13 protein-coding genes, 1 tRNA gene and 6 pseudogenes are annotated in these 12,846 nt (G+C 38.4%); 11 read left to right on the top strand and 9 right to left on the bottom strand.

Annotation, left to right across the window (positions count from 1 at the left end; genetic code table 11):
* Window positions 1–343: 343 nt before the first annotated feature.
* The 3 genes from DYY66_RS15525 to DYY66_RS00690 all read right to left on the bottom strand — a co-directional run.
* The coding region (locus tag DYY66_RS15525; protein WP_394352515.1) for a lamin tail domain-containing protein at window positions 344–830 on the bottom strand (487 nt) is incomplete at its 3' end.
* Window positions 831–865: 35 nt separating this feature from the next.
* Window positions 866–1,370: lamin tail domain-containing protein (locus DYY66_RS15520; protein WP_394352514.1), on the bottom strand; the 505-nt coding region annotated here is incomplete at its 3' end.
* A gap of 163 nt (window positions 1,371–1,533) precedes the next feature.
* Window positions 1,534–1,779 carry a hypothetical protein gene (locus tag DYY66_RS00690; RefSeq protein WP_255495941.1) on the bottom strand — a complete coding sequence of 82 codons (246 nt, stop codon included), beginning with the start codon at window positions 1,777–1,779 and terminating at the stop codon, window positions 1,534–1,536.
* 339 nt (window positions 1,780–2,118) lie between these two features.
* Between DYY66_RS00690 and DYY66_RS00680 the strand changes: the two genes are divergently transcribed.
* On the top strand, window positions 2,119–3,009 hold the full coding sequence (locus DYY66_RS00680) for a DMT family transporter (protein ID WP_166285313.1): 891 nt from the start codon (window positions 2,119–2,121) through the stop codon (window positions 3,007–3,009).
* A gap of 48 nt (window positions 3,010–3,057) precedes the next feature.
* Entirely contained in the window at window positions 3,058–3,228 is a 171-nt protein-coding gene (locus DYY66_RS00675) for a hypothetical protein (RefSeq protein ID WP_166285311.1), read from the top strand.
* A gap of 35 nt (window positions 3,229–3,263) precedes the next feature.
* Here DYY66_RS00675 and DYY66_RS00670 read toward each other — a convergent pair.
* A tRNA-Pro gene (locus DYY66_RS00670) sits at window positions 3,264–3,337 on the bottom strand.
* Window positions 3,338–3,421: 84 nt separating this feature from the next.
* Here DYY66_RS00670 and DYY66_RS13585 point away from each other — a divergent pair.
* Together DYY66_RS13585 and DYY66_RS15515 are read left to right on the top strand one after the other, a co-directional pair.
* A pseudogene (locus DYY66_RS13585) lies at window positions 3,422–3,762 on the top strand (M24 family metallopeptidase); the annotation flags it as partial.
* A 1-nt stretch (window position 3,763) separates the two neighbouring features.
* A pseudogene (locus DYY66_RS15515) lies at window positions 3,764–4,072 on the top strand (M24 family metallopeptidase); the annotation flags it as partial.
* Window positions 4,073–5,016: 944 nt separating this feature from the next.
* Here the strand turns inward: DYY66_RS15515 and DYY66_RS00650 are convergent.
* The 4 genes from DYY66_RS00650 to DYY66_RS13570 form a co-directional block, all read right to left on the bottom strand.
* Window positions 5,017–5,220, bottom strand: a 204-nt coding sequence (locus tag DYY66_RS00650) for a hypothetical protein (RefSeq protein WP_218583547.1), incomplete at its 3' end; no start/stop codon positions are given.
* 374 nt (window positions 5,221–5,594) lie between these two features.
* Window positions 5,595–6,104, bottom strand: coding sequence for a DUF1512 family protein (locus DYY66_RS13580; protein WP_394352519.1), 510 nt, complete (start codon window positions 6,102–6,104; stop codon window positions 5,595–5,597).
* Between the two features lie 53 nt (window positions 6,105–6,157).
* Window positions 6,158–6,211: hypothetical protein (locus DYY66_RS13575; RefSeq protein WP_309223944.1), on the bottom strand; the 54-nt coding region annotated here is incomplete at its 3' end.
* Between the two features lie 233 nt (window positions 6,212–6,444).
* On the bottom strand, window positions 6,445–6,637 hold a 193-nt coding region (locus DYY66_RS13570), incomplete at its 3' end, for a DUF1512 family protein (protein ID WP_255495945.1).
* Window positions 6,638–7,433: 796 nt separating this feature from the next.
* Between DYY66_RS13570 and DYY66_RS00635 the strand changes: the two genes are divergently transcribed.
* A complete protein-coding gene (locus DYY66_RS00635) occupies window positions 7,434–8,879 on the top strand; it encodes an FAD-binding oxidoreductase (protein ID WP_166285305.1) in 1,446 nt (481 codons plus the stop codon).
* A 15-nt stretch (window positions 8,880–8,894) separates the two neighbouring features.
* On the opposite strand, the gene DYY66_RS00630 is transcribed toward DYY66_RS00635, so the two are convergent.
* Window positions 8,895–9,221 (bottom strand): tRNA-binding protein, encoded by a 327-nt coding sequence (locus tag DYY66_RS00630; protein WP_166285303.1) that lies wholly within the window; start codon window positions 9,219–9,221, stop codon window positions 8,895–8,897.
* Between the two features lie 165 nt (window positions 9,222–9,386).
* Here DYY66_RS00630 and DYY66_RS00625 point away from each other — a divergent pair, with 165 nt between their 5' ends.
* From DYY66_RS00625 to DYY66_RS15500, 6 genes and pseudogenes are all read left to right on the top strand, one after another.
* Window positions 9,387–9,803, top strand: coding sequence for a type II toxin-antitoxin system RatA family toxin (locus tag DYY66_RS00625; RefSeq protein ID WP_166285301.1), 417 nt, complete (start codon window positions 9,387–9,389; stop codon window positions 9,801–9,803).
* Between the two features lie 5 nt (window positions 9,804–9,808).
* Window positions 9,809–10,519: pseudogene (locus tag DYY66_RS13565) on the top strand (glycosyltransferase); the annotation flags it as partial.
* A 1-nt stretch (window position 10,520) separates the two neighbouring features.
* Window positions 10,521–10,967 (top strand): annotated as a pseudogene (locus DYY66_RS13560) (glycosyltransferase); the annotation flags it as partial.
* A gap of 468 nt (window positions 10,968–11,435) precedes the next feature.
* Window positions 11,436–11,888 (top strand): annotated as a pseudogene (locus DYY66_RS15510) (S1C family serine protease); the annotation flags it as partial.
* 1 nt (window position 11,889) lies between these two features.
* Window positions 11,890–12,239: pseudogene (locus DYY66_RS15505) on the top strand (S1C family serine protease); the annotation flags it as partial.
* Window positions 12,240–12,515: 276 nt separating this feature from the next.
* Complete coding sequence (locus DYY66_RS15500) at window positions 12,516–12,740, top strand: PDZ domain-containing protein (protein WP_394352518.1); 225 nt, start codon at window positions 12,516–12,518, stop codon at window positions 12,738–12,740.
* The last annotated feature ends 106 nt before the right edge of the window (window positions 12,741–12,846 follow it).

The raw sequence follows: 12,846 nt of genomic DNA, 5'->3' as shown, positions 1-12,846 counted from the left end.
TAGGAGGAATAAACGCTACAGAACTTAATGAAAAGTGAGATGATGTTTGTATGTCACCATATGATGCTGAAATTGTGTATGTACCCTCAGCAAATCCCAAAACTTGATCAGTCTTTACAGACTGATAGAATTTCAAGTCGTTTCCGGGATATAATGAAAATGTTTGTTTGAATCCTTGTGGTCCTGACAATACCAGATTAACAGTTTGAGGAATAGATGTGACTGCAGGGTTTTGGACAATCTTTGATACTTGGCCGCTAATGTTTACAGTATCTCCAAATGTATAGTTCTGTTTGTTAGTTGACACAGACATTGTAAGTTGAGTTGTAGTACTAGATGTCANCTCCAAATGTATAGTTCTGTTTGTTAGTTGACACAGACATAGTAAGTTGAGATGTAGTACTAGCTGTTGGTAATTTCCCATTTGAAGATCCTGGAGTTCCACTCTTGTAGACCCAATCACTTGTAGAACCAGTGTTGTAACCATCATAGATTCTCTGCCAAGTATTACCATCGGCCATAGTATCTGTAAGTGGAGGAGTTTGATCGACAACAGTACCATTTACGCCTTTTAGCTGTATTACAGCACCAACATGTGGAAACCAGATTGGGACATAGTTGTAGACAATAAACTGTTGACTTTGTATCGTTGTTCCAGCAGATATTGTATAGACTTGTTTTAGTCCAGTTGTGGCCCCAATTGTCCATCCCCCTATGTTTACAGGAGAATTGGTTGGATTGTACAGTTCAACCCATTGAATTGGTAGTTTGGCATCATCACCAAACGGATTTACTTCTACTTCATTTATGACAACATGATTTGCTATCAAAGATGTTTGTCCACTTGCAGTATAATTATGCCCTNGTAATTTTCCATTTGAAGATCCAGGAGTTCCACTCTTGTATGCCCAATCACTTGCAGAGCCGGTGTTGTAACCATCATAGATTCTCTGCCATGTATTACCATCAGCCATGGTATCTGTAAGTGGAGGAGTTTGATCAACAACAGTACCGTTCACGCCTTTTAGTTGTATCACAGCACCAACATGTGGAAACCAGATTGGTACATAATTGTAGACAATAAATTGTTGACTCTGTATTGTTGTTCCAGCAGATATTGTAAAGACTTGCTTTAGTCCAGTTGTTGCCCCAACTGTCCAGCCTCCTATGTTTACAGGAGAACTAGTGGGGTTATACAGTTCAACCCATTGAATTGGTAGTTTGGCATCATCACCAAACGGATTTACTTCTACTTCATTTATGACAACGTGATTTGCTATCGAGGATGTTTGCCCACTTGCAGTATAATTGTGGCCGATTACCAGCAATACAAGAAGTCCTGCGATAAAATATAGGCTAGAGTATTTCATCTGTAATACCACTTCAAGTCCACGTTTGTAATTTTAGGTGTTAATGGTGGAAAAGTTGAGCTAGTTGTTAATGCCCAATATGCCCCAGTCCGCATAAACAAAAGAGTCCCTACAAGTATTATAAGGAGTACGCAGAATTCATCTCGAATTATAGAACGTATTTTTATGCAGAATCACATTTAGGGCACTTGCCTTGAGTGATTTTTGCTCCACATGTAACACAGATACCCTGCCCAACCTCTCGTTGAATCTGTTTTTTTCTTCGTCCGATAAAGACTCGGATTGCAAAATATAATGAAATTGCAATTGCTACAGAATAGATTAGATTCATGTGAGGCAATGCCATCACACCTATCATAATAAACAGTATTCCAACAATCAACAGAATTTCGCGTTTCTCAAACTTCATTTTGATCTAGAACTAGGATGTTTCAATAAATAGATATTGCCAGAACTCAGAGTCACTGAATTAACAATCATTTCGTGTCATGTCTCTAACTCTTCTTCATCGCCTGGCTATCATAGTCAGTCAAAGTCAGATAATAACTAATTGCATTGTACTCAAATATGCAACATACTTGAACCGATATTAAGAAAATGGACAAGACAGCAACGATGGGATATACATCAGCATTACTTGCTTCAGTACTTTTTGGATCAGTACCTACCATTGCCAAGCCGGTCATATCAGACATCAACGTGCTGCTTCTCNTCAAATATGCAACATACTTGAACCGAGATTAAGAAAATGAACAAGTCAGCAATAATAGGATACACGTCTGCATTACTTGCCGCAGTACTTTTTGGATCAGTGCCTACTATTGCCAAGCCAGTCATATCAGACATCAATGTGTTGCTTGTTTCCTCCATAGCATATCTTATTGCTGCTCTTACATTTACTCCAATAGCAAGAAAAACCAAGACAGTACTTGCAAAAAAAGACTACATCGTACTAGTTGCAATATCAATTTGTGGTGCAGCAGTTGCACCATATCTGTACTTTTTGGGTCTGCACCAGTCGAGTGCAGCAGACACTTCACTATTATCAAATGTTGAGATAATGTTCACAGTATTATTTGGATTGTTATTTTTCAAAGAAAGATTAAGACCAGTCGGCTTTATTTCTGTGGCGCTGGTCTTGTCAGGAGTTGTAATCATCACAACAAACTTGCAATTTTCAGGATCATTGTTACACCTAAATGCAGGACACTTTTTCATTCTTGGTTCCATGGCATTATGGGCACTTGACAACAACCTAAGCAGAATAATAGCAACCAGAATAGATACTGCAAGACTAGTACAACTAAAGTCAGCCATAGGAGGCTTGATTTTATTGGCAACAGTATTTTTGCTTGGAATACCATTTGACATCAAGGCATCTCAGATACCTCAAGTTATACTTCTTAGTGCAGTAGGATTTGGTGGATCGTTATACTTTTTCTTGCAGAGCCTGAAAAGAATTGGAACGATCAGGACAATAATGATATTTTCCATGGCATCTGTTTTTGGTCTTGTCTTTGCATCAGTGTTTTTGCACGAACAGATAAGCGCGTATCAAGCAGGTGCTATTGCTATAATGCTTACTGGTATCTACATGATAAATAGAAAAGAGAGCATGAAAGAAAAATTAGAAACATGAAAGTCATTTTTTGAAATACAGAAATACAAGGCTATAACAATACAACCCATGGTTGGACCACAAGATGGAGGATTTGGTTTTGATGGGGCTCCAAAGTACTCTACACTTGAAGGCAAAAGTACCATATGTGTCCAGTGCCAAGCAGGTCAACATGGCAAATGTCTTGCCAAAAATAATTCAGATACGCTTTGTGATTGTGAATTGTGTCTAATTTCTTGATTCAAATAATTAGCATCCTATCAGAAATATGAAAATGGGATCGGCCGGATTTGAACCGACGACCTCAGGTACCCAAAACCCGAATCATACCAAGCTAGACCACGATCCCGATGTGTTTGCACAAAAATGTCCCCAATTTAATCTTCTCACAGTATGATGATTTTAAATAATAAACCGAATTAAGGCATAATCGTTGCAATTACAAGATTACATCAATGCAGGAAAGATAGCATCAGAGGTAAGAGAAAATGCAAGGAGAAAAAATCATGTCGGCTCTACTCTTGAAGAGATATGCAATTCCATTGAAAAAGAAATTATGAACAAAGGCGCCAAGTGTGCATTTCCAGTCAATGTAAGTCTAAATGAGATTGCGGCACACTATACAGCAGAGCCAAATGACAAGATAACAGTAAAGGATACTGATCTTTTAAAAATTGATTTAGGTGTACAGATAAATGGTCACATTGCAGACACTGCTGTTACCGTATGTTATGATCCAAAATATGATTTCCTGGTACAAGCAGCAGAGGCAGCNGACAAGATAACAGTAAAGGATACTGATCTTTTAAAAATCGATTTGGGCGTCCAGATAAACGGCCACATTGCAGATACTGCTGTTACCGTATGTTATGATCCAAAATACGATTTCCTAGTCCAAGCAGCAGAGGCCGCACTTAGAGAAGCCATGTCAATAATACGAGTAGGCGCAAAGTCAAGCGATGTTGGAAAGACAATAGAGAACACAACAAAACAGATGGGTGGAATACCCATTGCAAACCTTAGCGGTCACTCTCTTGAGCAATATACGATTCATGCTGGAAAATCTGTTCCAAACATATGGTCCNAGCAGAGGCCGCACTTAGAGAAGCCATGTCAATAATACGAGTAGGTGCAAAGTCAAGCGATGTTGGAAAGACAATAGAGAACACAACAAAACAGATGGGTGGAATACCCATTGCAAACCTTAGCGGCCACTCACTTGAGCAATACACAATTCATGCTGGAAAATCCGTTCCAAACATCTGGTCTATCGGATCCTTTTCATTTCAATCTACAGAGGCATATGCGTGTGAACCATTTGTTACCACATCAGATGGCTCGGGTTTTGTACGAGAGGGAAAGGTAAGAAACATTTTCTCACTTGTTACTAGAAAAAGAACAAAGGATGATGATGCCAACAAGATGATTGATTTCATATGGCAAAAATTTAACATGTTACCATTTGCATTGCGATGGTTCATTCCAGAATACAGTGAAAAGACTGCAAGAGAATTACTTGAAAGATTGATCAAGTACAAAGTTGTCAGATCATATCCAATACTTGTAGAGGCAAATGAGCAAAGAGTAGCACAGGCAGAGCACACATTTATCCCACAAGAAAATAGTGCCCTTGTTACTACGATTTGATGTCCTAAACCGAATTCCTAGTTAAAGATAATCTTCTTTCGCCACCATTTTGTNATCCCGCAAGAAAATAGCGTTCTTGTGACTACGATTTGATGGTCTGAGTCTAATTCCTAGTTAAAGATAATCTTCTTTCTCCACCATTTTGCAAACACAATCATTCCACTGCCTGCAATTGCAAGTCCTACATAGACCAGTGTATGACCGATGCTTTGCTGTAAGACACCCCCACAATGACATCCAATTGGACTAGATCCAACAGCAGAAACACAGTTACACATGACATGCTCATACATTNACTGCCTGCAATTGCAAGTCCTATGTAGATCAATGTATGATCCGTGCTCTGTTGCATGACACTCCCACAATGACATCCAATGGGGNACTTCCTGCAATTGCAAGTCCTATGTAGATCAATGTATGAGCCGTACTCTGTTGCAGAACACTCCCACAATGACATCCGATGGGGCTACCTCCAACAGCAGAAACACAGTTACACATGGCATGTTCATACAGCCCATATCCCAGTAACGATACAAGCAATCCCAATACAATGAGTACAGCACCAAGTGTCTTCATGTTTGGCATGTACGGTACCACACCATTACTTAAAAGAGTGTCGAATTGAATTTAACGATTACATCATAAATTCAAGAAAACTTGACAGTGACAGCAGTTCAGTTACTTGACGACTTCGCCGAAAATTTTGTCTACCATGAAATGACCATTTCCGCATGATATGCATTTGTCTGTCACTTTAAAGACATAATCACCTTCTTTGAATTTGCGTTTTGTTGTCTTGTTGCAGCTATTGCATCTCTCTACGGTATACGGATCTAGCNTGTCTGTAATTTTAAAGACATAATCGCCTTCTTTGAATTTACGTTTTGTTATCGTGTTACAGCTATTGCATCTTTCCACGGTATACGGATCTAGTACCTCTTCTTTTTTCTTGAAAAGCCTCATTGCGATACTCCTAGTGTGTTTCCGACACCAATTACCAAAGCACACTGGCCTGTCTTGGTGTTACCCTTTATGATATCATAGACCTGTGAGGATACGATATCAGATGAATCTGCAATCTCTTTTTTCATCAGTGTGATTGCCTCTTTGATTGATTGTTTTATCACTATAGCATAAATTGGAATGTTATATTTTGTAGCCACTTCTTCTATCTGGAATCTTTCAGTACCAATTCCCCCAATTGCTGCTCCAAATCCTTGGGCTATAGAACCAGTGTCTTCTCCTTCTAGTTTGAGTGCGGCATCAACCATTATTATGATGTCAGGTTTGTTCTCAGCAAATATTTTCTCTAGTGCATCGGCCGGTCTTCCAACCGTAGCAGCAGGACCCTCTGCCTTCAAAAGACATAGTTTTCTTCCCTCAAACTCTTTTTCGCTCATTACAGTTTCAAGTGCAACAGATTTTTTTTCCGTATCAAGCATCATTTTTCCAACAATCATTGGACCTATTCCATCACCTATTGGTTGCCCCTGTTTGAATGCAGATACCGCAATCTTGAGCNAATCATTGGACCTATTCCATCACCTATTGGTTGTCCCTGTTTGAATGCAGACACTGCAACNTTATCACTTGCGCTGAAGAGTTTATCCAGATTAGTACCCAAAAAATCCAATAGTAAAAAGACCCCTTTTTACTAAATTAAATCTTTCAGAGTTTTGCATTCCAAGCTTTGCGATATAGAGATAATAATTGAAAAANCAACTGGCATGATAGTAAAGTACTCAAAGTATCTATCAAGCAAAGCAGTGGGATCAGTAGAAGGTTTTATAGTATTTTTCACATAAGCANCAACAGGCATGATAGTAAAGTACTCAAAGTATCTATCAAGTAAGGCAGTGGGATCAGTAGAAGGTTTTATGGTATTTTTCACATACGTGATTAACTCTTTTCTGGTATCATCACGATACAACTTGATCTTCTCAAGTCCTTTGTTGATTTCAGATGAGGTTACATGAAGCTGGATTCTCTGCCCATACAACATAAAGATGAAGATTGGCAGTATCCAAATCAGCCACATCAGTGGATTTGAGTTATCACTTGCGCTGAAGAGCTTGTCCAGATTAGTGCCCAAAAAATCCAATAGTAAAAAGACCCTGTTTTACTAAATTAAATCTTTCAGAGTTTTTCATTCCAAGTTTTGTGATACAGATATAATAATTGAAAACTGTCATCCGGCCTTGGATGGACATGGCAACTTTTTCCCAGCAATAACATGCCAACGCATCTATTACTTTCCCTCCTTGCCATTGTTTCTCCATTTCTGAAGATTTTCATGTGTTGTCACATGTTTCGTACAGAAATGCAGAACACCACATTGTTCAGAAGATCAAGTCCTTACCTGATGCCCTGAGTCAAGCGAGTCTTCACTTTTGTCGGTCGGATGACTGGTATAAGTACGGCACCGAAGAATAAAAAACCTACCAATATAGTTCCGGTATATTCAAGCGAAAAATAGTGTTCAAGCACAAATGATATCCAAAATATGCGAGACTACGNACCAAAGAATAAAAAACCTATCAATATAGTTCCGGTATATCCAAGTGAAAGATAGTGTTCAAGCACAAATGATATTCAGAATATGCGAAACTACAGGACATGATTTGCATGAAGGATTAAATCATTTTTTAAAGCATTCTGGACATAGATACAATCAATGAAACCAAGTGACATTGGACACAGATTATCAAAAATAGTAAGATGCTCAGTGTCATGGGATAACCATATACGCNATGAACGATTAAATCATTTTTTAAGCATTCTGGACATAGGTACAATCAATGAAGCCAAGTTACATTGTACACAGACTAACAAAAATAGTAAGATGTCCAGTGTCATGGGACAACCATGTACGTGATTGTTACTCAGTTGATGCGAGCTCGTACATCATAAAACCACAGGTAGTTACATTTCCTCGTAACGAGTCAGATGTCATAAAAATTATAAAATTTGCAAGAAGATATCACATCCCAGTGACTCCAAGAGGCGGAGGCACAGGACTTGTTGGAAGTGCACTTGGCAGAGGAATTATCTTGGACATGAAACATCTTGGCAAGATAAAACTTGGTGCAAAACATGTTAAAGTAGAGAGTGGAGTCTTTAAAGGTAGACTAGATAAAGTATTGCAAAAACAAGGCAGATTCATAGGTCCAGATCCATCAATTGGTCCATTCTGTACAATAGGTGGAATGATTGGTACCAATGCAAGTGGCATTCATTCTTTAAAGTACGGTAGCGTGATAGACAATTTGGTTCAAGTCAGGATGGTAAACTCTTTTGGTGTTGTTACAGAGTTTCCAGGAAAAAGCAAATTCAATGCGGCAATTAAAAAAATACATTCAAAAAATGACATACATTTTCCGAAGGTATCAAAAAATTCATGCGGCTATAGGATTGATGCTTTATCTTCAGAGAAAGACCTTTACAGATTAATTGCAGGTTCTGAAGGTACACTTGGCATAATAACTTCTGCAAAGATTATGACGTATGAATTGCCAAAGAACGTATTGTTATGCATAATACATTACAAGACACTTTCAGAAGCAGTAAGAGACGTTCCAGAGATAATAAAATCAAGACCATCTGCTGTTGAGATCGTAGACAGCAATATAATAAAACACATCAAAATGAGTGTACCAAAATCAGGTTGTCTTCTTTTTGTAGAGTTTGACAGTAACATACAATCAAACAGAAAACAAATTCACAAAATCTCATCAGGCAGAATCATCAAGACAGAGTCAAATACAGAGAAAATCAAAAAAATATGGAGTTTTAGAAATTCTGCCTTGGCATATAGCCTAAGGAGCATAACAAAAAATGAAACAATGCCTACTCTCATCGAGGATGCAGTGGTTCCAGTAAGAAGACTGCCCTTATTACTGAAGATGCTTGATATGATTTCCAAAAAGTACGGCCTCAGGATGATAATATACGGTCATGTTGGAAACGGCAACCTGCACATCAGGCCGATTCTCAAGCAAAAGGATCTACGCCAAATCAAGAATATAGCACATGAATTCTTTTCAGGAGTGATAGGGATAGGCGGAAGCATAACAGGCGAGCACGGAGATGGTCTTGCCAGATCAGAATTTGTAAAGATGCAGTATGGTATAAAGACGTATTCAGTTTTCAAAAATATCAAAAAACAATTTGACCCAGAAAATATTCTAAATCCTGGAAAGATAATATCTAATCACAGCACAGTAACTAGAGATTTGAAGATCTAATGATATACCATCAAACTACTTGATTCCAGTACCAAGTGGAACATCTTCTGTGACAGTAAGCCAGAATGGCTTGTCATTAGAGTCAGCTGCTAAAAGCATGGCACCAGATTCAATTCCTGCAATTTTTCTAGGTTCTAGATTTACAAGTGCTATTACAGTTCTGCCCACCAGTTCTTCTGATTTGTAATATTGAGCGCCTCCAATGATAACATCCCGTTTTTCATCCCCGAGGTCAATTGTGCCCTTGATAATTTTTGATTTTCCAGGAATTTCTTCAACTGAGATCACTTTTGCTACCCTCATGTCTAGTTTGGCAAAATCATCGTATGTTATCAAAGTCACACCAATTTCCACACCATGAGGATTAAAATTGATTTCGAAATCACTTAAATGTACACTAGGTAAACACTGAACTAAAATTGTAACATTCAAAGTCGCAAACCGATGTATCGTTGAACTACTCTTTTGCGTTACAACATAAATATGAAGTAATGAAGATTCTTCTTCATGGTTCAGATTCAGGCCTCTGTTGAAATTGATGCATCGTTGGACAAGATATGGTCCATAGTAGCTGATCTTGATTCAGAACCCAAGTTCTGGAAAGGAACAAAAGAAGTACGAAATATCTCAAAGAATGGAAACATCATAACACGTGAGGTTACAATAGCTTTCAAGGATTCAAAATGTATGCAGACTGTAACACTTTATCCAAGAGAAAAGATTCAGATCCAGTTTACAAAAGGAGTAATTGAGGGAACAAAAACTCTCACACTTGCCCAAATAGGAAATAAAACAAGACTAGATGTTCTCTGGGATATGAAACTATCAGGTATGATGGGAATGTTTACCGGAATGGTAAAAAAACACATACAGAGCGGCTCAGAGCAAGCCCTTGAGAGCATAAAGCAAGAAGCCCAGAGATAATCAAGATGTATTTTCTAGTAGATGCCATAAACTACCTCGTTGCAGCCATTATGCTAAGCGTTTCTGTGGCATGGGTGTTTTTGATAAAATCAATGTGGATTACATTTAGAGATTCTCCATTTCTTGACGTATTTAGCTCCAAGCCACACAACATGCCAAAGGTTTCTGTTATCTTACCTGCAAGAAATGAAGAGAGGTTTATTGAAAAATGCATAAATTCTCTTTTAGAACAAGACTATGAAAATTACGAGATAATAGCAATCGATGACATGTCAGATGACAACACTGGAGAGATAATTAAAAAAATTGCCAAGAAAAATTCCAAAGTTATCCACGTACAAGCAAATCCCAAACCAGAGAAATGGATTGGAAAGAACTGGGCATGCATAGAAGGTTTCAAAGTATCAACAGGAGAATTGTTGTTATTTACTGATGCAGATACAATTCACACAAAAAAGACAATCTCTCTTTCAGTAGACCACCTTTTGAGTGAAGGATTGGATTCACTTACAGTAGTTCCAAAAATGCTTTGTCTTGACTGGTGGACAAAGATCACACTACCAGTGTTATCAACATTTTTGCATACAAGATTTTCGGCACTTCGAGTAAACGACCCTTCTAAAAAAACAGGATACTTTTTTGGAAGTTTTTTCATCATAAAAAGAAAAACGTACCAAGCAGTAGGGACACATGAAAGTGTGAAAAGCGAGATAGTCNTAGTCCCAAAAATGCTTTGTCTTGACTGGTGGACAAAGATAACACTGCCAGTGTTATCGACATTTTTGCATACGAGATTTTCGGCACTTAGAGTAAATGACCCTTCTAAAAAAACAGGATACTTTTTTGGAAGTTTTTTCATCATAAAAAGAAAAACGTACCAAGCAGTAGGCACACATGAAAGTGTAAAAAGCGAGATAGTTGAAGATGGTGCACTAGGCAAGAAAGTAAAGGAACAAGGATTCAAGCTAAAGATGGTACGTGGTGAACACTTGGTTGAAGCAGTGTGGGCTCGAGATTTGACTACATTGTGGCATGCCCTCAAGAGACTGATGATTCCGCTTTACATCCAGTCAAGTAAGATGGCAATTGGCATATTTTTTGCAGTACTCTTCTTACTGTTTGTGCCATTTCCAGTTCTTGTCTACTCTGCATTTTATGCTACAGNCAATTGGAATATTTTTTGCAGTACTCTTCTTACTGTTTGTACCATTTCCAGTTCTTGTCTATTCTACACTTTATGCTACTACATCCATGTCCTTTGGAGTCTTGTTTGGAGCCTCATTGCTTGCATCAGGACTAGTGTATCTTGGAAGCACAATGGATGCAAAGAAAGGACTAGGTCTTGGATTTAGACATGCATTGTTTACTCCACTTGGAAGCGCAGTGATTGTGTCAGGGTTTGCAAGTGGAATTTTACATGCAAAGAAAAGTAATGCAGTGACTTGGAGAGGAAGAACATATTCCATATCAGAAACGGTTCAGAATCCCATTAGTTTGTGAGTAAGGATTATACAGTAACTAAAGTTATTTTATTTCTTGGACAAGACAACGGCAGTTTTAGGCGGAGTGTATGGAGTCGTTGTACTAGTTTTAGTATTTGCGTTTGTATTTGAGCAACAAAAGACAGATGTAATGCATCAGACTTCAACTTTGGGAAATATTGTCCAGTCAGGTCCAGGATCTCAACTTAGTCTAGCAGATCTTTTTTCTAAATCACAAGACGGTGTTGTTCAGATTGTAGTACGCAAGACAGGAGATAATGCTTCAGATAGAGCAATTGGATCAGGCATAGTCTATGATCTTTCAGGACATATCATTACAAGTAATCACGTTGTAGAAGATTATCAAAAGATCAGAGTGGTATTTCATGACGGTCAGTCTTATTCAGCCAAGGTGAGCGGGACTGACAGATTTGCAGACCTAGCAGTAATCAAGGTTGACGCAGATCCACAGGCATTGCATCCATTACCACTAGGGGATTCATCGAAACTTCGCATAGGAGACCAAGTTACAGCAATTGGCAGTCCATTTGGTTTGAGTGGATCGATGACATCTGGGATAGTCAGTCAGTTGGGCAGAATTCTANTTGGCAGTCCATTTGGTTTGAGTGGATCGATGACATCTGGAATAGTTAGCCAGTTGGGCAGAATTCTGAATCCTCCAAATCTCCAGTCATTTTCCATTCCAAACGTAATCCAGACTGATGCTGCAATAAATCCAGGAAACTCAGGTGGGCCACTTTTGAACAATTATGGCGAAGTTATTGGAATCAATACTGCAATTCAAACCGAGACCGGAGAGTTTTCAGGAGTAGGTTTTGCCATACCATCAAACACTATGAAAAAGATAGTTCCAGTCCTAATACAAGCAGGACATTACAAGCACCCATGGCTTGGAGTATCAGGAATAACAATCGACCCAGACCTAGCAGACAGTNGCATTACAAGCATCCATGGCTTGGAGTATCAGGAATAACAGTTGATCCAGACTTGGCAGACAGTTTGGACCTTTCTACACATTCAGGCTTTTTAATTGAAACCATAGTATCAGACAGCCCAGCATCCAAAGCAGGTTTGCATGCATCAAACCAGACCAAGACAGTAGACGGTATCAAGTACAAATTCGGTGGTGATATCATAACAGGAATAGACAATATCAAAGTTACAAAACTAGAAGACCTTTTGAATTATCTACAAGATTACAAGTANAGGTTTGCATGCATCAAACCAGACCAAGACCGTAGAGGGTATCAAATACAAATTCGGTGGCGATATCATAACAGGAGTGGACAATACTAAGATTACAAAGCTAGAAGATCTTTTGAATTATCTACAAGACTACAAATCCGCCGGAGATACCATGATTATGCACATAGTTAGAGACAACAAAACTATGGATGTAACACTCACATTGCAAGAAAGACCATACAGCCAGTAAAGACCAGAAAATAAAATTACAAAACATCATTTTGAAAATAGATTGGAGATGCTTCTTTGTATTTATTAAATAGCACATTATTAGAAAAACATTGAAGTTTTGGCTG

This window comes from Candidatus Nitrosotalea sp. FS (assembly GCF_011319475.1).
Lineage (GTDB): Archaea > Thermoproteota > Nitrososphaeria > Nitrososphaerales > Nitrosopumilaceae > Nitrosotalea.
This window is presented reverse-complemented; position numbering and strand designations above follow the sequence as displayed.